This is a genomic window from Microbacterium sp. UBA1097 (assembly GCF_002313585.1).
GTDB lineage: Bacteria > Actinomycetota > Actinomycetes > Actinomycetales > Microbacteriaceae > Microbacterium.
On sequence record NZ_DCBW01000044.1, the window covers coordinates 46320 to 64688 of the forward strand.

At 64.3% G+C, this 18369-nt stretch carries 22 protein-coding genes; 4 read left to right on the top strand and 18 right to left on the bottom strand.

What is annotated here, in order from left to right; genetic code table 11:
- Nucleotides 1-81: 81 nt before the first annotated feature.
- On the top strand, nt 82-273 hold the full coding sequence (locus B4F19_RS10645) for a hypothetical protein (RefSeq protein WP_292734793.1): 192 nt from the start codon (nt 82-84) through the stop codon (nt 271-273).
- Nucleotides 274-290: 17 nt separating this feature from the next.
- On the opposite strand, the gene B4F19_RS10650 is transcribed toward B4F19_RS10645, so the two are convergent.
- On the bottom strand, nt 291-449 hold the full coding sequence (locus B4F19_RS10650; RefSeq protein WP_292734796.1) for a hypothetical protein: 159 nt from the start codon (nt 447-449) through the stop codon (nt 291-293).
- Nucleotides 446-715: a FitA-like ribbon-helix-helix domain-containing protein gene (locus B4F19_RS10655; RefSeq protein ID WP_292734799.1), complete on the bottom strand. Its 270-nt coding sequence runs from the start codon at nt 713-715 to the stop codon at nt 446-448. The genes B4F19_RS10650 and B4F19_RS10655 overlap by 4 nt, the downstream gene beginning before the upstream one ends.
- An 84-nt stretch (nt 716-799) precedes the next feature.
- On the opposite strand from B4F19_RS10655, the gene B4F19_RS10660 reads away from it, so the two are divergent.
- Nucleotides 800-1021: a ribbon-helix-helix domain-containing protein gene (locus B4F19_RS10660; RefSeq protein WP_292734802.1), complete on the top strand. Its 222-nt coding sequence runs from the start codon at nt 800-802 to the stop codon at nt 1019-1021.
- Nucleotides 1018-1386, top strand: a complete 369-nt coding sequence (locus tag B4F19_RS10665) for a type II toxin-antitoxin system PemK/MazF family toxin (protein WP_292734805.1) — start codon at nt 1018-1020, stop codon at nt 1384-1386. Before B4F19_RS10660 ends, B4F19_RS10665 begins: the two co-directional genes overlap by 4 nt.
- Here B4F19_RS10665 and B4F19_RS10670 read toward each other — a convergent pair.
- The 15 genes from B4F19_RS10670 to grpE form a co-directional block, all read right to left on the bottom strand.
- Entirely contained in the window at nt 1363-1512 is a 150-nt protein-coding gene (locus B4F19_RS10670; RefSeq protein ID WP_292734808.1) for a hypothetical protein, read from the bottom strand. The genes B4F19_RS10665 and B4F19_RS10670 overlap by 24 nt on opposite strands.
- Entirely contained in the window at nt 1509-1790 is a 282-nt protein-coding gene (locus B4F19_RS10675) for a HigA family addiction module antitoxin (protein ID WP_292734811.1), read from the bottom strand. Before B4F19_RS10675 ends, B4F19_RS10670 begins: the two co-directional genes overlap by 4 nt.
- Nucleotides 1791-1802: 12 nt before the next feature.
- Nucleotides 1803-2081 carry a type II toxin-antitoxin system RelE/ParE family toxin gene (locus tag B4F19_RS10680; RefSeq protein WP_292734814.1) on the bottom strand — a complete coding sequence of 93 codons (279 nt, stop codon included), beginning with the start codon at nt 2079-2081 and terminating at the stop codon, nt 1803-1805.
- Nucleotides 2082-2215: 134 nt separating this feature from the next.
- A complete protein-coding gene (locus tag B4F19_RS10685; RefSeq protein ID WP_292734816.1) occupies nt 2216-2404 on the bottom strand; it encodes a hypothetical protein in 189 nt (62 codons plus the stop codon).
- Nucleotides 2405-2561: 157 nt separating this feature from the next.
- The gene (locus B4F19_RS10690) at nt 2562-3110 is read right to left on the bottom strand and encodes a hypothetical protein (protein WP_292726593.1); all 549 of its coding nucleotides are present in this window, start codon (nt 3108-3110) and stop codon (nt 2562-2564) included.
- A 44-nt stretch (nt 3111-3154) separates the two neighbouring features.
- On the bottom strand, nt 3155-3337 hold the full coding sequence (locus B4F19_RS10695) for a hypothetical protein (RefSeq protein WP_292726591.1): 183 nt from the start codon (nt 3335-3337) through the stop codon (nt 3155-3157).
- Between the two features lie 9 nt (nt 3338-3346).
- On the bottom strand, nt 3347-3469 hold the full coding sequence (locus B4F19_RS10700; protein WP_292726589.1) for a hypothetical protein: 123 nt from the start codon (nt 3467-3469) through the stop codon (nt 3347-3349).
- A 12-nt stretch (nt 3470-3481) separates the two neighbouring features.
- Nucleotides 3482-5167 (bottom strand): TRAFAC clade GTPase domain-containing protein, encoded by a 1686-nt coding sequence (locus B4F19_RS10705; protein ID WP_292726587.1) that lies wholly within the window; start codon nt 5165-5167, stop codon nt 3482-3484.
- A gap of 54 nt (nt 5168-5221) precedes the next feature.
- Nucleotides 5222-5833, bottom strand: coding sequence for a vWA domain-containing protein (locus tag B4F19_RS10710; protein ID WP_292734819.1), 612 nt, complete (start codon nt 5831-5833; stop codon nt 5222-5224).
- A 13-nt stretch (nt 5834-5846) separates the two neighbouring features.
- Complete coding sequence (locus B4F19_RS10715; protein WP_292726583.1) at nt 5847-7409, bottom strand: Hsp70 family protein; 1563 nt, start codon at nt 7407-7409, stop codon at nt 5847-5849.
- Nucleotides 7406-9817, bottom strand: a complete 2412-nt coding sequence (locus B4F19_RS10720) for a hypothetical protein (protein WP_292726581.1) — start codon at nt 9815-9817, stop codon at nt 7406-7408. Before B4F19_RS10720 ends, B4F19_RS10715 begins: the two co-directional genes overlap by 4 nt.
- Before the next feature lies 1 nt (nt 9818).
- Nucleotides 9819-10994, bottom strand: a complete 1176-nt coding sequence (locus B4F19_RS10725) for a TRAFAC clade GTPase domain-containing protein (protein ID WP_414683160.1) — start codon at nt 10992-10994, stop codon at nt 9819-9821.
- 3 nt (nt 10995-10997) lie between these two features.
- Nucleotides 10998-13700 carry a fibronectin type III domain-containing protein gene (locus B4F19_RS10730; RefSeq protein WP_292726577.1) on the bottom strand — a complete coding sequence of 901 codons (2703 nt, stop codon included), beginning with the start codon at nt 13698-13700 and terminating at the stop codon, nt 10998-11000.
- Nucleotides 13701-13721: 21 nt separating this feature from the next.
- On the bottom strand, nt 13722-15317 hold the full coding sequence (locus tag B4F19_RS10735) for an Hsp70 family protein (protein ID WP_292726576.1): 1596 nt from the start codon (nt 15315-15317) through the stop codon (nt 13722-13724).
- Entirely contained in the window at nt 15314-15955 is a 642-nt protein-coding gene (gene grpE / locus B4F19_RS10740; RefSeq protein ID WP_292726574.1) for a nucleotide exchange factor GrpE, read from the bottom strand. Before grpE ends, B4F19_RS10735 begins: the two co-directional genes overlap by 4 nt.
- A 455-nt stretch (nt 15956-16410) precedes the next feature.
- Here grpE and B4F19_RS10745 point away from each other — a divergent pair, with 455 nt between their 5' ends.
- The gene (locus B4F19_RS10745; RefSeq protein WP_292726572.1) at nt 16411-17508 is read left to right on the top strand and encodes a hypothetical protein; all 1098 of its coding nucleotides are present in this window, start codon (nt 16411-16413) and stop codon (nt 17506-17508) included.
- A gap of 13 nt (nt 17509-17521) precedes the next feature.
- Here B4F19_RS10745 and B4F19_RS10750 read toward each other — a convergent pair whose 3' ends face one another.
- Nucleotides 17522-18328 carry a hypothetical protein gene (locus tag B4F19_RS10750; protein ID WP_292734822.1) on the bottom strand — a complete coding sequence of 269 codons (807 nt, stop codon included), beginning with the start codon at nt 18326-18328 and terminating at the stop codon, nt 17522-17524.
- Nucleotides 18329-18369 lie beyond the last annotated feature (41 nt).

Sequence of the window (18369 nt, forward strand, 5' to 3'; positions counted from 1 at the left end):
CGTGCTCGATGAGCTGCAAGCGTGAAGTTCGGGCACCACGGAGCCTTCCGTCCGTCATTCGCTGAACAGTACTGTGAGCGCATGACACTCGGTCCCGAGATCCTTCTCCTCATCGCCCTGTACGTCGCAGCCTTCGCGGTCGGTCTCGCGATCCTGTACTGGGTGATCAAATCCGCCGTGTCGGCAGCGCTACGCGATCCTCTTGTTGCCGATGTCTGGGCGGTGCGGCTCCTCCAAGTTGCAGATCGAGGCAAGACGCCTCCAGAGGCATAAATCCCAGACTCGAATACCTACCCGAACGCGGTGCGGGCCATCGTGCCACGGACGTTCCCGAGCCGCGCGTCACATGTCACGAGCGTGGCATTCGTGAGTTCGGCAAGTGCCGCGTATCCGGCGTGGTCGGTTGTCACGTCCGCCCGCAGCAGGGCACTGTCGGCATCCGTTGTCACCGACGCCCCTCGTGCACAGCGGCGACGATCTCGTCCGTGGACAGGGCGGGATTCACACTGGCGGCCAGTCGCCCACGCGCCGCTGCTTTGGCCGGGGTTGGCGTGCTCGCGATGCGGACGAGCTCCGCGCTCAGGAACTCCTGCAGCGACCTGCCCGACCGCGCCGCGCGGGCAGCGAGCTCGTCGCGCACCTCGTCGGGGACGTTGCGGATCGTGATGCTCACCGGCATTGCATCACGGTAGGCGCGGATGCCTGCGTCCTGCATCCACTCCTCCCCCGCCTCGGTCTTGTTCTCTCGGATCCCCGGCTCACCCGGCCTGCGATCTTGCTACTTCGGTAGCATCGAAGAATGGTGCACGTGAAAGTCAGCCTCAGCCTCAGCACCGATGACCTCGCGTTCCTCGACGACCAGACCCGAACCGGCGTCTACTCCAGTCGGTCCGCGGCGGTGCAAGACGCCGTGCGGCTGCTGCGCGAAGAACGACTCGCGGATGCCTATGCCGACGCCTTCGCCGAACCTGCCGATGATGCGTGGGATGCGGCATCCGGCGACGGGCTTACGCGGCAGTGACAGATCCTGTCCGCGCGTTGCGACGCGGTCACGTCGTGCTCGTCGATCTCGATCCAGCCGTCGGATCCGAAGCCGCGCGAGCTCGCCCGGCCATCGTTGTCAGCAACGCGACGGCAAACCTCAGCGCTGCGCGCACCGGGCACGGGGTGATCACGGTCGTGCCGGTGACCCCGAACATCTCGAAGGTTCATCCGTTTCAGGTGCTTCTCTCGCCGGAAGAATCGGGACTCCCCCGGGCCAGCAAAGCCCAGGCAGAACAGGTGCGCACTGTATCGATTTCGCGTGTGAGCCGCGTCACTGGCCGTATCACGGGCGAATCACTCGGCGCGCTCGACGACGCCCTACGGCTTCATCTGTCGTTGTGAGCCAGCGAGGTCGGCGCGTAACTCATCGAGGGTCACGCGGGTGCCGTCATCCTCAGCCTTGGCCTGCCGGTAGGCGGCAACGTCCTGGGCCCTCTCGAGCGCTTCGAGAGCCTCCGCGTTTGTCACGCGACGACGAGGGGCTCGACGTCGTGGCTCTTGCCTTCGAGTTCGCGGGCGAGGTCGTAACTGGTCTGCATCGCCATCCAAGCGCGGGCCGTCCCGACGCCCGCGCGCTCGAGACGGACTGCGAGGTTCGGACTCACCCCGGAATGTCCGTGGATGACACGACTAAGCGTGACGCGGGAAACGCCGAGTCGTGCGGCCGCTTCCGCGACAGTCAGCCCCAGTTCACCGAGCACGTCCTCGCCGATGATCTGCCCGGGGTGCGGTGGGCTCTTCATCATGATGCTCCTCCTCTAGTGATAGTCCTGGTAGTCGACGAGCTCGACATCCTGGCCGACGAATCTGAAGGTCACTCGCCAGTTACCGTTGACCCAGATCGACCAGTGGCCAGCGAGGTCGCCCCTCAGTTCGCGTGTTCGAAATCCTGGGATCGCGAGGTCCGCGGCCGATTGCGCCACATCGAGGAGACCCAGGATGCGAGAGAGCTTCGGCGCGTGTGCCGGCTGCACGCCCCTCTTCGAGCCTGACTCGTAGAGCGCCTGGAGTTCCTTGTGTCGGAAGCTCACGATCACCGTCTCAATGTATCGCGTATCGCATCGCGATACACGGATCATTCGCGACAGGGCTCAACCAGCGCGGGGCAGCGGGTGCGTTGGCGGCGCGTACCCGACGGCGAACTGGCGATCCCGAGGCGTGAGAGCCCGACTCAGCCCACCCACACGGTCGAGAGCACGAGCGCGGCGGGCGCCAGAGGGATGGCCCAGCCGAGGAGCGCGTCGGTGCGGCATCCGTCTGTTCGTTCGATGTCGCGGCGGGCGCGCCATCCGGTCACGACCCAGACGGATGCCGAGGCCGCCAGCACGAGCAGAGTCACGACGCGAACGGATGCCGCCACCTCGAAGCCTGCCAGGAGTGTCGCTGCATCAGGTTCGCAAACAGGACATGAATCGGCGATGGATCCCGCAGAGCGAGCGGCCGCGTTTCGCGCATCACCGACGGCTCGATTCAGCGGCGGCTCAGTGACTCCATCAGATGGGCCCACCTCGCCGTTGCTACCAGCGCGACTTTCTCTGCGCCGCCTTGTGAGCGCGATCCCGCTCAAGACCTCGGCCCAGATCGTCTCGGAGCTTGCCGAATCGATTCATCAGGTCTGCTTTCGCGTCCTTCCCTGGGTATCCGATCTTGAAGAACTTGTCGGATGCTTCTTTCCAGGCATTCCATCGATCAGTACGGACGTCCGCGTGCGCGATCCGCTCAAGAACGTAGAGCTGATGCTCCATCTCGCGACGCGCTCGGTCGCGCTTCTCCTCTTCGCGTTTGCGTGCGGCCTCAACCTTGCGAAAATACTCGGCCTTCGCTTCGTCGTGCCGCTGCTTCAACACCTCATTGATGCCCTTGCCTGCATAGCCCGCTTTGAAGAACTCACCGGAGATGTTCTTCACGCGCGTCGTCGTCTCCCACGAGGTCGACGAACCGTTCGCGATCGAACGCAACTCCCCCACCAACTGTTCCTTGCGCGACTGAGCTGCCTTCTGTGCAGCCTCCCGCTCTGCGGCAGCGCGTGCCCACTCAGCGCGGCGCGCATCCTGTTCTGCGCTCATGTCTCGATCCCTTCTCTCGTATCACCACTCCAACTGAGACCGCGTCAGGGGACGAAGTAGCCTGCAATCGCAAAGAGCCCAACCGCGATTCCGAGCAGTCCGAGCCCCGTATAGAAGCGACGGGGACGCTTTGCGGTAAATCGCTTGTGCGTGAACAGCCAGCGCACCAATACATAACCGCCGATCACGGCGCATACGGCACCCGCGACAGACAACAACTCAGCCATGGCGCCGCCTTAGCCGATCAGTCCGGTGACGACGGTCACGAGGGCGAAAGCAACGCCGCCACCGATGAGCAGCACCAGAGACCCCATGAGAATCCGGAACACCGTGTAGGACTTTGGAACTTCAACGCTCATTCGTGCGCATCCTCACTTTGTCGGGACAATTGGGTCGTGGTGCGCCGCCGCATCCTCAACGGGCGCCGGCTGTGCAGCGACGGGCATGAAAGACAGCTTCAGCCGCTTCTGCGCGAGCGCCCAGTCGATGACGCGGACCGGGTCACGGCTCGGATCCAGAGCCTCGCGGTCTCGCGACTCGACAGCGAAGTAGCTGATCTTCTCGAAGTCGAGCTCTGCTCCACGCAGCAAGTTGTCTGCACCGTGGTTGAAGAGCAGTTGGCGCACAGCGCTGGCCTCCCTCAGTTGCGACCACTCCGGCACCTGCACGAGGAGGTCTGCCTTCGACACAACGACAGCGAGCGCTTTGTCCTTGAGGCGACCTCCCGAGGCCTTGAAGCGGTCGACGACGCTCGCGTATGCACCGCCGATGTCGCCCGTGCCCACGATCGTTTGCCCAAGGTCGACCCCGTTGCGTTCGATCACATCCCGCACCTCCGGCAACATCAACGGATCGATGACGAAGACCCATCCGGTGGCACTGTCGATATAGGTGAGAGCCTGAGCGGACTCCCAATCGACGAAGAACTCGCCTGCCGCATCAACGAGCTGGATATCGTGAGTGGATCCGCCGCGGGATGCCTCGAATGTCATCACCTCGGGCCGGCCAGCGAACGCGGTCTTCGGAAGCAACTCCGCCGTGCTGGCGAGCGACGCGAACTGCGTCGCCGCGGGATTAGTCGGTTCGAACGCTCCCCCGGCGCCCAAGGCGTAGTCCTGCATCCCAACGACCGCGCTTGCGAAGAAGGTGGTCTTTCCTGCTCCGACCGGACCGACCACGGGAATCAACACGGTCGGTCGCGCGCCCGCGGTCGCCGACAACTGACCATCGCAATAGGGACATACCACCTCGAGGTGCGCTTTCGCAGCACGAGTCGCCGTCGTCGGGAGCCTCGACCCGCACTCGCACGTGCGGGTAAGTATTCCCAACGGGCCGGGCTGCAGCAGTCGATGCGCTCTACCGCACGTTGCGCAGAGGTAGCCCGGCGTCAACGTTGTGCGATAACACGTCGGACAGACCAGTTCCTTGCTCGCCCTGCGGCGAGACGACCGCTCGGTCGCGCCGTACGCGGCACCCCCCGCTCGCGCCAGGTAGGTGGTGGCCGTCATCACGAGCCACAGCAATCCGATGAAGATCGCGCCTGCAAGCGTTTCCAAGACAGCGAACAACGTGATCGGTAGCGCGACCGTCGGGATCATGAAGACGATCACCGGGACCCACCACAACCACCTTGAGAACCCCTTGGAACGGAGCCACAGAGCACTGACCCACCGCCAAGGAAGTTTCAGAGCCGCAAGGTTGAACCCGATCATCCATGCCGCAACAGCCTTGAAATCGCGTTTCGCCTGATAGGGGAAATACAGCGGCCACGCGGGATCCCAACCGTGCGCAGCCATCTCTCCGGACGGCCTCGCGCCCAGCACCCGTCCGCCGACAACCTCGGCCGGTGTCGCAAGGTCGCCGTCGATCCCGCTCAGCCCCTTGTTAACCAGAAGGATGAGCGGCAAGATCGCCGCGACGGCGTATGCCCCTACCGCAGCGATCGCGACCAGCGGCACGATCGCGAACGTCGCGATGAGAAACAGAAGGAATCCCAACGCGACAATGTAGGCGCCAAGGAGGAAGAGAGCGAGGAAGAGAAGAATCAGGTAGGGCACGGACGCATTCCTTTCACACGGGATAAGTCACAGTTCGCGAGCATCAGAACCCACTCATGAGCGGTTCTTTCTCTTGAGACCTGCCGCCATCTGCCGCATATCGTGCGCCAGCGTCTTCGCAGTCGACGTCGTCGTCGCGGGCTGGCTGGGACTCGCGAGCGGATCGAGCCCGCGAGAGGCGACCGGGCCGAGGCCGATCGTAAGAATCCGCACCCTCTGGGATCTGAGTCGTGATGCTGCCGCCTCGGCGTCATCCTGATCCGTCAGAGACCCATCACTGAAGATCACGCACACCTTGTCAGTGGCATCGGAGTCCATCAGCATGCGCTCGGCGAGCGTAAGCGCTGGCACGAGTTGCGTCCCCCCGCGTGCGGTGGCAGCATCGAGCGCTCGGTGCACCCTTGCGGCATCCCTCGTCGGGTGCACGGCGTCGAGAATTTCATGGTCCCAGAGCACGAGCCCGATCGAATAGCCTCCCGCGACCGCATCCTCGATGAAGCCGCGACCACCCCGCTGCGCCTGCTCCAGCGGATCCCCAGACATCGAAAAACTCACATCGATGCACAGCACCACCACCCCGGATCCGCCGAACCGGGTCTGCAACGCGGCGAGGTTGGATCCTGGCGGGTACTCGGTAACCCCTTCGGCAGAAAACGTCCTCTTCATCCACGACGCCACGTCACACCAACCTCAATCCCGCCACGACCGATCCCTGAGCACTGACCTCGGCGTCGTCGAGCACACCGTGCAAGAACGCCTCCACCTCGAGCTGAATCGGGCGCTCGCCGTCTGCGGACTCGACGGTGATTCGGCCGTCGACGGCAACCGAGATGCGCAGGCGTACCGGACTGCCCGCCGGGCGGGCGGGGATCCCAAGGATCTCCCCTTCGAGCAGCAATCGGTTGTCACCCGGCTCGATCGACTCCCGTACACCGGCCTGTTCGTAGATCTGAATGCGAGCCCGGTCTTGAGCGTCCACGACAGTCGCGACAAGGTGCTCGAAGCCGATGATGGGCAACGGCGTGTTCGCCTTCAGCACGTGATGCACATATGGTTCCTCGCGAAGCGGCTCACCGCTGCTGTGCGTGAGCACGCCGAGCGATTTCGGAAGCACAGATGTAATCCGGGTCACGCCGCCCGCGCCAGGGCGCACCTCGGCGGGGCCGAGACGCGGAACTGCCGCATCAGCCAACTGCTCGGCGAGTACCGCCGCGCCTCGGGCAACTGCCTTGTCAGGATCGGCAAGCTTTACCGGTAGTTCACATCGCGTCTCGAGTGAGCGCCGCACCATCGGCATTCGAGTCGACCCGCCGACGAGTAACACCTGATCAACCGGCGGGGCACCTGCCGCGGATGCGGCGGCCCGAACACGGTCGACGGTCTCGAGCGAGCGCAAGACGAGGTCTTCGCTCACACGCTCAAAGTCATCTCGCGAGACTGCCAGCTCAAGCGTTCTCCCATGCAAGTACACCCGCTCCGTGACGGCGCTGTGCGTTGTGAGGCGTCGCTTGAGCATCTCGGATGCCGCACCGATCAGGCCCATCACTTCGTCGTCGTATCGAAGATCACTCCCATCCTCGAGTTGCTCGACTTGCTCCCAGAGCAGGTCCTCGATGCGCGCATCCCAGTCCAAGCCGCCGAGCTGGGTGTCACCGTCCACCGCCCACACGCGCGGCCGACCCGCGTGCATCCCCACCACCGCAACATCGAACGTCCCGCCGCCGAGGTCGTAGACCAGCGAAGTGAGGTGCGGTTCGTCAGCAAGTCCATATGCGTAGGCCGCGGCTACGGGTTCAGCGAGCAACTCCATGCACCGCACACCGGCAATACTGGCCGCAGCAAATGTTGCCTCCCGCTCACCGACTCCGAAGTAGGCGGGAACGGTTACGACGGCACTGAGCTCAGCCGCACTCACTGAGAGAGCGGCCGCCGCATCTTCGGCCAGTCTGCGCAGAATCACTCCCGAGATCGCCTCGGGAGTGAACTCATTGCCGTGATAGGAGAGCGGAAACTGACGTCCCATCTGACGCTTGATCCCGACGACAACGTTCTCCGCATCGTCGGCAAGGTGGTCCTTCGCACGGTCACCGACAAGCACCGATCCGTCAGATGCGAAATACACCACCGATGGGGTCAGCTCCTTGCCGTCGGCGCTCTCGACCACGACTTCGCCGTGTTCCGGCGAGCGGTGTATCACGCACGAGTACGTTGTGCCGAGGTCGATTCCTATACTGCGGCTCATCGATGCCCCCTCTGAAACCACGACGACGGGTCACGCCAGGAGGGCGTCGACTCGGGAGAGAACTCGGCGAATACGAGATCCACGATCTCGGCCGTATGCGGCTGCTTCTTCAGCGCACGCACATGATTGCGATGTGCGTCAAAGTGAGCCCGCATCGCACCTCCGAGCTGAGTACGAAACTCGCCGCTTGCGACAGCGAAAGCACTGCAGGCTTTCTCCGCCGCGGCAAGAGCATCATCGGCGCTGGTCTCGACCCGCAAGAAGGCGTCCATCGTCGGCCGAGAGAGGCCACCGAGCGCACGAGCCGCGTTCACAGCGGCGGCACGATCCGCAGCACAAACGAGCATCCCTCCGACGGCGGCCAGATCATCTAGTGCCCACACGCGAACCTGCGCGTCGGCGTTGCGCAAGGCGTTGTTCGGCACGACGTCGAGATCGCTGACGACGTGCACCCACGCAGATCGAGCCTCGATGAGCCGCTCGGTAAGTTCGCGAACCGCGTGAGGGAGTTCTGGACCGGACGTGCGCGCCACGATGAGCGCGTCGAAAACCGGCCCCCAGAGGGCGGGCACGCGCGGACCCTCTGCGGTCGGCGTCGCCACGAGGTCATCCCGGATCATCCCGACCAGCGCAGCTGCGCCGGCATCGTCAAGGCCCACCGCTTGCACGATCGCACCCCAGAGCACAGTGTCCACAGGTTGCGCGGTATCACGCGAGAGTATGCGCCAAGACTCTCGAGGGACAGACCTCGCGTGCGCAGTGCGGAGCGCTTCGACCCGCGCAGTTGGCTGCATGGTCGCGATCTCACGAGCGCGGAACCAACCGTCGAGGGGCGATTCAGGCACCGCGCCCAGCGGCGACCACATGCCCTGCATTAGTGCATCGAGCTGTGCCGGCGCCCCCGCCGCGAGCTGCTGACCAACCTTCTCGGCCGTGAGCCGCTCGATCAGCGCGCGCCCATACCAGCGCGTGCTTGCGGCTCCCAGGGACGGGTTCGCGGCCCACTGTGCTGAGATTCGCTCCGCCGCTGGGCGCAGCAGGGCCTCCTCTATGTCGAGTCCAAGACGATCGGTCGCGCCGAAAAGCGCCGTAAGCTCGCTCTCGGGAGCCCCGGCAAGCACCGTCGCCCACGCTCTAGATGCTGCATCCCGCGCGTCGATATCCGGCCAGACGAGAGGTTCGCGCGGCTGCGCGAGTGGCGCCGCGAACGCCCCAGCGAACTCTGTCGCCCCCGCGAGTGCCTCAAGGGTCGGGCCGGCAACTCCCGCCGCGACCCCAGCGAGACCGACGGCAAGGCCGCCGGTGATCGCTTTCGCAGCCAACGCGAACTCCTCGGCATTGCGGGGCCGGTACTGCGCGACAGCGTCAAGCAGGTCATCCTCGTACATTTCGATGAGATCGCCGCGACCGGCAGCTGCAAGCGCGGCCACGACGTGCACAGCGGTGCGCCAGTCACGCTCGGCCGCGCCGGTTCCGCCATCGATCAAGAGGTCGGCGGCACGCGCAGCGCCCGCATCACCGAGTACGGCCAGCCGCTGGGTAATGTCGATGCCTTCTGCCGCACGCAGCGCTCCACCCTCGATAAACCATCGCACAGCCTCCCGCGCAAGCAGAGACGCATCGATCGGCCCGATTTCGTGGGAAGCAGGGGCGATCCAGTACGCGGATGGAGACTGCCGCCAGTCGGCCGGGCGGAGCAGTTGAACCAGCTCTGGGTGGACACCGACGACCTTGAATGATCCTGCCCAAGGCGATGCGTGAAACACGCGAAAGGTCAGGCGAGCTACGGCCTCTCCGCCGAGGAACATAGAGCCCAGAGCGATCCAGCGCAGCACCGTTGTGAGGTCCTCGTGCTCGATGAACACCCTGCTGCCCTCCTCGGCGAGGGACCGCTGGAGCATCGTGACGAATCCTGCCAACGCGGTCAGCGTCCATGGGTCCTCGCGGGCGAACCTCTCGATCGCCTCCGCATCGAGCGAGGGAGCGATCTGAAGTGGTGTCACCCACGCGTCCCTGACTTTCGATGCGGCCTTCTCCAACGTCCACTCGGACGCCGCCATGAGCTGGGCGGGCGAGTACGGAACGAAGTCATCGACATCATCGGTCACAGCAGCTTCGGTCAGCTGGTTGCCGGGACGGCCGTTCGCAGTGAGCCCAAGCGCCCGCGACTGCGTGAGATACATCCGCCCTTCACGCACGGCATACGTGCACTGGAGCGGATGCGAGAGCGGGTCGCCGCCGTGCGCCGCCGCCCACATTGGCGCGGGTACGAAGTTCAACTCCCCTTGCACAACGGCCTGATCCTGGCGATCGAACCCCGCAGAGACCGCCTGGAACTGGAAGCCGTCGCTAGAGTTCACCGACTCCGCTGCTGTGACATCAGTGAAGGTCGCGACCTCGAAAGCCATCTCAGCTCTGCTTCCTCAAGAATCCGCGCTCTGCGAGCAGCCACAGGAACGGCTCTGCGACGCGATGGGGCAAACGACCGCGGGCATTGATGACGCCCGCTCGGTAATCCGGCTCAGCGCCCAGCGCCGACGCTCCGAATACGCGGTAGGTGTCGTAGTTCTGCTCTAACGAGCGGAGCAGACCGTCGCCGCCCCACCGCGCGATGAGCGCCGCCATGTGATCGTGCAACGACTTCGACTCGGCTTCGTCAAAGAGCGGAAGTTTCGAAGCGGGCTGTCTCAGCGGATGGTTGTGAGGTATCTCGTCAAAGAATGCATCGATCTTCGAGACGACAACGGCGACCGGGACCGGGATCTTCTTGTTCTGCTTCACGGAATGGCTCATACGCAGCACTGCCGTGAGAGAACCAAGTACCGCCTCCGGGCCGTCGGATGCAGACAGCGAAACGCCGCGATCGGCAGCCCGCGCGGCGTTCTCCGGAAACGAGAAAGGGTCCAGAAGGAGGATCACGCCCGACACCTGACCCAGATAGTGGATGCTCAGCGCCCGGTCCTCTGAGGCAAAATCCTCTCCGGCGTTGTCGTAGAATGAGAAGATTGTCGAGCGTGTACGGCCGTTCTGCGCATAGCGCCATTCATAGACCGCTGGGGCCGACTTCTGCCCCACCTGGGTCTGCTGCGGCAAGAGCCCGCCCTCATGCGCCATCTCAGCATTGAGGTCCTGCAAGACTTTCGCGAGCCCAGTCCCCCCGCCGGGGTTGTCGATAGCCGCGTCGAACCGGCGCGCGACAGTCTTGGTCAGTTCGCTGTGCAGCGCCGACAGCATTACCGTCTTCCCGGAGGCCCGCACCCCTACCAGGCCGAAGAGCGGCGACTCCGCAGTGATCGAATGTGGAAGCATCGAGTGGCAGCTCGGACAGCATCTCACTGCCGTACGCGCACCACAATCAGCGCACGTTGCGCTATCGCGACCCGTGACTGCCGCGCCACCAGCCTGGACGATCGGCATCGTCGGTGTGCCGTCGCCAAGAAACTGCATTCTGAACGTGTCCGGCCGAGGCGTACACGCCTGGCGGCCCGCCTGCGTCTGGCCCGTGCACCGAAAAACGACGCGGTTCAAGTCGAGTTCGTTATAGCAATAGGGACAGGGCACCTTTGACTTACTGAATATCCCCATTGGTCAGCCCTTCATCTGGTCGGTCGGAGGGTCGACGAGATCCGCGGAGGATGACCCATCAGAAAAGACCCGCACCCAGAAGGGCGAGGGCAGCTTTGGGAGCGCGACTTCGAGTGTCGCCGCCCGGCCGGCACGCAGTTCGAGTCGTTCTCTCGCGCGGACGTCCCCGTCGGCTGGGCTCGTCGGCATGAAAGGCCCGGCGGCGCAGACAACGAGACAGTCGAGGGGTCCGGAGTACTCACCTGGGTCGAGGCGAACCTCCACGGACGGCGCTTTGAACATGCCCTTCTTGATCGTGAGTCGATAGCTGACCGACATTCGGTCTTGGGCATGAGCCACCGCTACGGGCGCAGAGACCCACTCCTCGTCGGCCGACTTAATCACGGTCGCCACTCCGATGTCGGTGACACCGTCGCCCGGACTGATCACAAATCCGCCGTCAGCCCGATACTTCGCGCGGGTGACGCGCGCGGTCCTATCCAGCCCTCCCCGATGCCAGGACACCTGCATGAGGTAGTCGCCGTCCGGCCACCGCCACGAGAGCTTGACCGTATCGCCGAACTTCTCTGCCACACACTCACGAACAGTCGGCGCGGAGCCGGCAACAACACCCGGCCCGACGACGCCCACGTTACCTTCGAACGTATAGGGCAAGAAGATCTGGACCCCGTCGTCGATGGCATAGCGGCGAGTTACCCCGCCCCCACGTTCACTGCCGCCCGGGAGGGGCTGGATGCGTCGGCCACCCGCTGCCGCAAAGTGATCCGGCGTCGACAGCGCACTCAGCTGTGAGCGCTTCGCGACCGGGAAGGTCCAGATCTCGGTGCGATAGCCCGCAACCTCGGTCCACGAGATCTCCACCTCGTGCTGATTCGGGTCTTCGACCGCCCGCACCTGGAAGTCTGCCACTGGGGCAATGGACCCCTTTGGAGTGGCGTCGACCTGAGCTGGATCAGAGTTGACCCGCACTCCTGCTGCTACATACACAGCCCGCACGAGGTACACGTACTTCATCCCGGTCGTCAGACCTGAAACAGTCAGAGTCCGGCCCTGCGGGACGGTGAAAAACTGGGCGGTCCCTTCGGACGTCTCCTGCCTGATTTCTGCTGCGATCGCTTCGTCAGGCATATCCCACGTCAGCGACACCTCCGAATCCGTAACCACTGCCATCAGGCCGCTAGGAGCCGGCGTGATCATCAGCTCTGCGGATGCGGGGTCTGAGAACTGCTGACCATCGCGTGTTGCGAACACCGAGTAGCGGGCTTTGCGACCGATCGGAGGAGCCGTGTCAACCGCCGACGGTGCCGTGACGGAGTGTGCGACGACTACACCGTCAGAAGGGGTATTCGCGACGCTGCCGTCCGTCCGCACAACTGTGTAGGAGACGTTCCGGTCCGCTACGGCCGGCCACGACGCCAGCACGGATGTCCCTTCGGCGCGAAGCACCGGGGTCTGCGGCGCTGCTGGCGGCAGTGCCTCTAGTTTCATTCGAAGATCGCTGTCGCCGGCGTCTATCGCAATTGCATCCGTGAGAGCACGCGCGGCAGTCGCAAAGTCTCGGGCCGCGAGCGCACGATCGTATTCCTTCCTGGCTGTCTCCTTCTTGCTGACTGCTTCCTGCAATTTGGAAACGGCCACGGCGCGCTCCGCGGTGTCATCAGCCAGCTCGGGCAGCGTCTGCGCGAGGCGCTGCGCCTCCCCCAGAGAACCAGCGGCGAGCGCAGCGAGGATTTGAATGGAAGGAGCGGAGGGCGCCGATCCACCGCCAGCCGGCTGGAGCTTGGACACCACACGAGATGCGTCCGTTCTGCCGATTCCGCGGGCTATCAGTCCATCCCGGTTCTGCAGGCGTGTTCCGCCCTGCCGAACAATGGATGTCGCCTGCTCGAAGAGGACTGCGGCCACGAGCTGATGGAGTGCCGCATCGTCGCTGCACTGCGACTTGATGAGCCCGAGTGCCTTTTGGGCTTGCTGAACGGCGTTCGAGTCCTTTGCCGTCTCGCTTCGGTGGTGTGCTGCGTGCACATCAGCGACGGTCAGACGGCGCTCCCCAATGCGCAGATCATCAATGAATGAGATCTTGTCGGCGCGATCTGGAAAGACCAGCAGATCTCCGATAGTCCTGAACTCCGGGTGTGAAACGATGCTCGACAACACCTTCGGTACGGCGGCTGCGGGAGGCTCGAAGTCTGCTTCGACAGACATCCCCGCGGCCTCCGCAGCCCGCCTCAACTCGTCGACCGGCACGTCCGAAAGGCCCGCTCCTCGAGCCAAACCCTCGAGATCGTCGGGCGTGACCACTCCGAGTGGATGATCGGCTTTGACACCCTCGATGAACGCCGCGACGTGCCCCGATCGCGCTTTGGCCTGCGCAGTAGCCTGGCCTGCCCAGAACTCTGCGCGCTCGAAGTCGAGCGCAGCGACCTTCATCGCCTCAAGCAACTGGCGCAGGAGCGCAGCTGACGGCGGGTTACCACCCCACTTATTGAGCGTGGTTTCGATCGATCGAAAGTGCGCAGCGAGGTCCGCGTCCGCGGCGGAGGAGAGGTCGAAAAGCTTTGCCGGGTTCACTGGCGCGAGCGCTTGCTCCCCCGCGCCGGACTTGAGTTCCCGGATGGCTGACGCCACAGCGTCCATCCGATTCCGGTCCTTCGCGAGTGGAACGACGACCTGCGCCTTATAGGCCTTGAAGTCGATCGGCATCATGCAGAATTGGCGACGGCGCCATCACGAGCGGAGGCTCAGGCCAGAGACCTGTGCCTTTGCAGCCGCCACGGCGTCACGAGACAACACTGCGGTTTGCACCTCGATGAGCTCAAAGTTCCCGCTGGCAGGATCGGTCACTTTGCACTGCACGAGTCCTTCCGCAGTCACTGCGAAGTCGATGTGGATCGGGGAATTCCGAGGCAGCGGCGGTACCGACAGATCGACCGACTTCAGCTCTTCGTTGCTCTCTGGATCCTCGGATTCTTTCTCGCCGCGCTGCTCGTAGATTGAGAGCGCCACCGAGGTCTGGTTGTCGGAGAGAGTGGCAGCCTCGATGCTATCTGCGGTCATGGGAATGGCATCGTTGCTGTGCGCAATGAAGCTGATGTAGCCCGTCTTGTCGTGCTCGTCACGGAAGAAGCGAACGCCCAAGGCTTTCGAGATGACGTTGGACACCTGCAGCGTCGACGCCCCACCCAGGTAGTGCTTGGGCGTAGCGGTCGCCTGCTCTTCGGAGGCACTCGCAGTCTCACCATCAGTGGAGAGCACCTCGTCAACCGCGGTCTGACCGTAGATCGCCGCACCCTTGGCCACGGCGAGGTCATAGTCGGTCGGGATCGGTTCGAGCCCGAGCTGCTCTTTGAGGGCCGCGGCAACCATCGGCATCCGCGATGATCCGCCAACGAGGAGGAACTTGTCGACCGTCAGCCCTGGCCGCTTGGACTCGGCGAGAGCGGTTGCGCGGCGACAGATCTCGATCGTCTGGTCGACAAGATACTTCGTAGAGTCTTCGAAATCTGCACGCGTGATCGTGATCTGCTCGTCGGCGCTGTTGTAACGGCACCGGACTGTCGCCGAATCGCGTTTGGTCAGCGACTGCTTCGTCTGCTCGGCATCCCTACGGAGTTCGCTGAGGAACGCGTCATCGTATCGGGGGTCGTCCTCGCCGAGCCCGGCCTGCGCGATGAACCTCTCAGCGATGAGATCTACGAGCGCCTGATCCCAGTCCGCACCTCCGAGGGTCCGGTTGCCGTCGATCGCGACGACCTCAACCTTGCCACCACCGACCTGCATGATTGTCGTGTCGAACGTGCCACCACCGAGGTCGTAGACGAACAGTGTTTGCGTCCGGTCACTTCCGATTCCGATCGACAGCGCTGCAGCGACCGGCTCGGTCACGATCCCGACCACCTCCAGGCCCGCGATCTCGCCCGCCTGCTTTGTGGCCTCACGTTCCTGAATGCCGAAGTATGCCGGCACGGTGATGACAACCTTCGTGACGTCCTCACCTGTCTCGATATTCGCCGCAGCGACGATCTCCTTCAGGATGAGCGCGGATACCGACTCGGGCGTATAGGTCGTTCCCCGATACTCCAGGGGATAGACCGTGCCCATATGACGCTTGATAAGGGCTGCCCCGTTGTCTGGGTCGGCTACAAGCACTTGCTTGGCCTGCTTGCCGATGACGACGTTGCCCGATTCTTCGAAGTACGCAACCGATGGGGTGGTGAAGTCACCTTCGGTGTTGCGGATGATCTCCGCCTGGTCGAGGTCGTTGATCCGCGCGATCGCAGAGTAGGTCGTTCCCAGGTCGATTCCGTAGACCTTGTCGCTCAACTCTCGGACTCCTTCTGCTCGTGGTCGGTTACGTGTGGGATGTCTTCGGAGTTCTCCCCGGGCGAGGGTGGTTCAACTGTGGGAGACGGCGGTGCCGCGTAGGAGTAGAGCACGACTTGAGCGGGCACCGAGACGCGCCGGGCTCCAGAGAACGTGAAACCCTGCCGGATGACACGTTTAATTCGTCGATCCAACGTTGGATCGTCGGTGGGGACAGTGGCTGTGACGTGGTGAGCGGTGGCGTCAAACGGACCATCGGGCTCCGCTCCAACGGAATCCAGATCGATCAACCCCAGGGCTTCTTCAATCGCTCGGGCAAAGAACGCGAAGTCGTTGGCAGACTTCTCCCCCAGCTCGGCTGCGGCAGCGCGTGCGTCCGAGGCCTGCGCGTGCAAGCCTGCGAGCCGCTGGATCGTCGGGCGAAGCAACGCAAGTATCTGGTCGCCCTGTAGCTCGGTGATCCGTTCATTCATCGCGCGGATGATCTCTTCATGCCGCTCGGATCGTTCGTGAAAACGGGAGACCTGAGCTGTGAGTTCGTCGAGCTTCTCAGCGACCGTGTGCCAGTCCTGCTCGCTGGAGGCCAGTTCCTTCGCTGGCTTCGCTTCGGGCGTGGGCAGGGCCTCATCCGTCCCCATTAGAGGCAACCGTGTCGGGCTCTGAGGCAGCGAATCGGCACGAGGGCTGTCACGAGCACTGAGCGTCCTTCCGTCTTCGCTCTCCGCCGAGTTCGGGATCGGTCGGCGGTTAAGTGTCGAAACTAGGGGCCGCGGCTGCGGCGAATTGGCACCGTGCGGAGGTTCCGAACGATTCCGGACGATCCCGAATAGCGAGAACCTCGCCGAGTAATCCCGATCAACTACATCGGCACCAGCGCCCGCCGACGGTTGCGAACTCGGCGTCGATCCGCCCCTGAGAAAAGTCACCAGGACCTTCGACAGTTCCCATTCCTTGCGACGGCGTCTTGCCGAACGAAGCCGAACAGCGTCAGAGGACTTCGCTACGATCTCGATCAAGCCCGAGGATGTCGGCAGTGGAAAGTCCGGGGGGACACGCCATGCATATCGATGAACAAGCTGAGCAAGGCAGAGTGATGGACCGCCTCGTCGCGGAACTGCAACTGTTGAGGCTCAATGCCGGCGACGTGAGCTATTCGCAGATCGCGGACCGCGTCCGCGAACTCCGCCAGAACCGCGGCGAAACGGGATCGGCCGCTTTCGTCGGCCGCACCACGATCTACGACGCATTTCAGCCTGGCAGGCACAGGATCAGTCCGGACCTCATCGCCGACATCGCCAGCGCGCTGGGTGAGGATGCCGAAAGTGCCGCGCGGTGGCGGGAGTACTGCATCCGCGCACGGGCCGACGAGAACCAGCGACGGCGCGACGCGACATCCGACCCGGCACGCGCCGGGAGCAAGGATGGCGCCCACGCTCGCAGCGCCGCAGGTCGCGGCGCCACCGCGCTCGCACACACTCCAACGAAGCTGCCTCAAAGTTCGAGTAACAGCCAGGGGAACTGGCTCACACGAACGCTCGGCAAGCGCGGCGCGACCATCACCGTGCTGACGCTGATCGTGATCGCATGCGCGCTGGTCAATGTGAGCGGCTCACGGCTCGCCGTCGCGTTCGCTCTGCCTCTCTACCTGGACATGATCGGCACTGCGATCGCCGCGATCGCGCTCGGACCGTGGTTCGGCGTCGGCGTCGCGATCCTGAGCCACTCGCTCGTGGCGCTGCTCGCATGGGAATGGCAGGGTCTGCCATTCATGATCGTCAACATTGTCGGCGCCCTCATCTGGGGGTACGGGGTGCGCGCGCGGCGGATGGGCACAACCCCGCTGCGGTACTTCCTCCTCAATATCATGGTCGCGATCAGCTGCACGATCGTCGCGACGCCGATCATCATGATCGTGTGGGGAGGAGTATCCATCAACGAGGGTGCCCAGGGAATCGCTGCGAACCTGGTCACGCTCGGCCACGGTGTGATCGGCGCCGTGTTCTCGGCCAACATCCTCACCTCGATGATGGACAAGCTGATCGCGGGCTTCATCGCCATCTCGGTCCTTCCCTATGTCATCGCTGCGTTGCCCCCGAGCGCGCGAGGCATAGAGTTCATCCCCTCCACGATGCACTTGACGTTCCCGAAGGTTTTCACGCCTCTTCGCGGGACCGCCGTCACCTACCCGTGACGGCCGGAGAGCCTCAGCCCACCCACACCGTCGCGAGCACGAGCGCGGCGGGCGCGAGAGGGATGGCCCAGCCGAGGAGCGCGTCGGTGCGGCATCCGTCTGTTCGCTCGGGATCGCGGCGGGCACGCCATCCGGTCACGACCCAGACGGATGCCGAGGCCGCCAGCGCCAGCAGAGTCACGATGCGAATGGATGCCGACACCTCGAAGCCTGCGAGGAGCGTCGCGATCTGCGCGAACGCGATGACACCCCAGGGAACGATCGCGACTGCGGATCCGACGGCGAAAGCGGCGCCACCGAAGCGGCCGGTCGCGGCGCGGTGATCGTGGACGATGAGAAAGAGCGCTCCGGCGGCGCCCAGCGCGTAGATCGGGACGAGACTCGTGACCTCGGTGATGCCGTTGAGCTGGGCGACGAGGAACGTGCCGACGCCAGCGGGTTGCGAGTACTCGATCCAGCGCCAGGTGTGGCGGTCGGCCGCGGCATCCGTGGCGTGACGTCGGCGCAGGGCAGGGACGAGCAGCAGCAGGCGCATGGCGGCGACGAACAGCAGCAGTACGGCGATCGCTGCGCCCATCTGGACGCCGGGCAACACGACGGGCGTCGGGGTGACGACGATGATCATTCCGCCGTCGGCCGGTGCGATTCCGGGCGGGGTCAGGGTGAGCGTGAGGAGGGGCGCGAAGCCCGACTGCGTGCTCGAGGCGACGAGGGTGAGCACGGCGAGGATGACGGCGGCTGCCGCGACGGCGAGGTCGGTGCGCGGCACGGGTGGGGTGTCGGTCGGTGCGTCGGCGCGCGTGCGAGTGGGGTTGTTCATGCCACTCCTTTTCCGGGCCTAGGTGTGATGTCCAGGGACGT

What these genes read in the sequence shown, in the direction of transcription:
- B4F19_RS10645 (WP_292734793.1), top strand. Translation starts at nt 82, where the DNA reads ATGACACTCGGTCCCGAGATCCTTCTCCTCATCGCCCTGTACGTCGCA.
- B4F19_RS10655 (WP_292734799.1), bottom strand. Translation starts at nt 715, where the DNA reads ATGCAGGACGCAGGCATCCGCGCCTACCGTGATGCAATGCCGGTGAGC.
- B4F19_RS10660 (WP_292734802.1), top strand. Translation starts at nt 800, where the DNA reads ATGGTGCACGTGAAAGTCAGCCTCAGCCTCAGCACCGATGACCTCGCG.
- B4F19_RS10675 (WP_292734811.1), bottom strand. Translation starts at nt 1,790, where the DNA reads ATGATGAAGAGCCCACCGCACCCCGGGCAGATCATCGGCGAGGACGTG.
- B4F19_RS10690 (WP_292726593.1), bottom strand. Translation starts at nt 3,110, where the DNA reads ATGAGCGCAGAACAGGATGCGCGCCGCGCTGAGTGGGCACGCGCTGCC.
- B4F19_RS10695 (WP_292726591.1), bottom strand. Translation starts at nt 3,337, where the DNA reads ATGGCTGAGTTGTTGTCTGTCGCGGGTGCCGTATGCGCCGTGATCGGC.
- B4F19_RS10700 (WP_292726589.1), bottom strand. Translation starts at nt 3,469, where the DNA reads ATGAGCGTTGAAGTTCCAAAGTCCTACACGGTGTTCCGGATTCTCATG.
- B4F19_RS10710 (WP_292734819.1), bottom strand. Translation starts at nt 5,833, where the DNA reads ATGAAGAGGACGTTTTCTGCCGAAGGGGTTACCGAGTACCCGCCAGGA.
- B4F19_RS10715 (WP_292726583.1), bottom strand. Translation starts at nt 7,409, where the DNA reads ATGAGCCGCAGTATAGGAATCGACCTCGGCACAACGTACTCGTGCGTG.
- B4F19_RS10720 (WP_292726581.1), bottom strand. Translation starts at nt 9,817, where the DNA reads ATGGCTTTCGAGGTCGCGACCTTCACTGATGTCACAGCAGCGGAGTCG.
- B4F19_RS10725 (WP_414683160.1), bottom strand. Translation starts at nt 10,994, where the DNA reads ATGGGGATATTCAGTAAGTCAAAGGTGCCCTGTCCCTATTGCTATAAC.
- B4F19_RS10730 (WP_292726577.1), bottom strand. Translation starts at nt 13,700, where the DNA reads ATGATGCCGATCGACTTCAAGGCCTATAAGGCGCAGGTCGTCGTTCCA.
- grpE (WP_292726574.1), bottom strand. Translation starts at nt 15,955, where the DNA reads ATGGGGACGGATGAGGCCCTGCCCACGCCCGAAGCGAAGCCAGCGAAG.
- B4F19_RS10745 (WP_292726572.1), top strand. Translation starts at nt 16,411, where the DNA reads ATGGACCGCCTCGTCGCGGAACTGCAACTGTTGAGGCTCAATGCCGGC.
- B4F19_RS10750 (WP_292734822.1), bottom strand. Translation starts at nt 18,328, where the DNA reads ATGAACAACCCCACTCGCACGCGCGCCGACGCACCGACCGACACCCCA.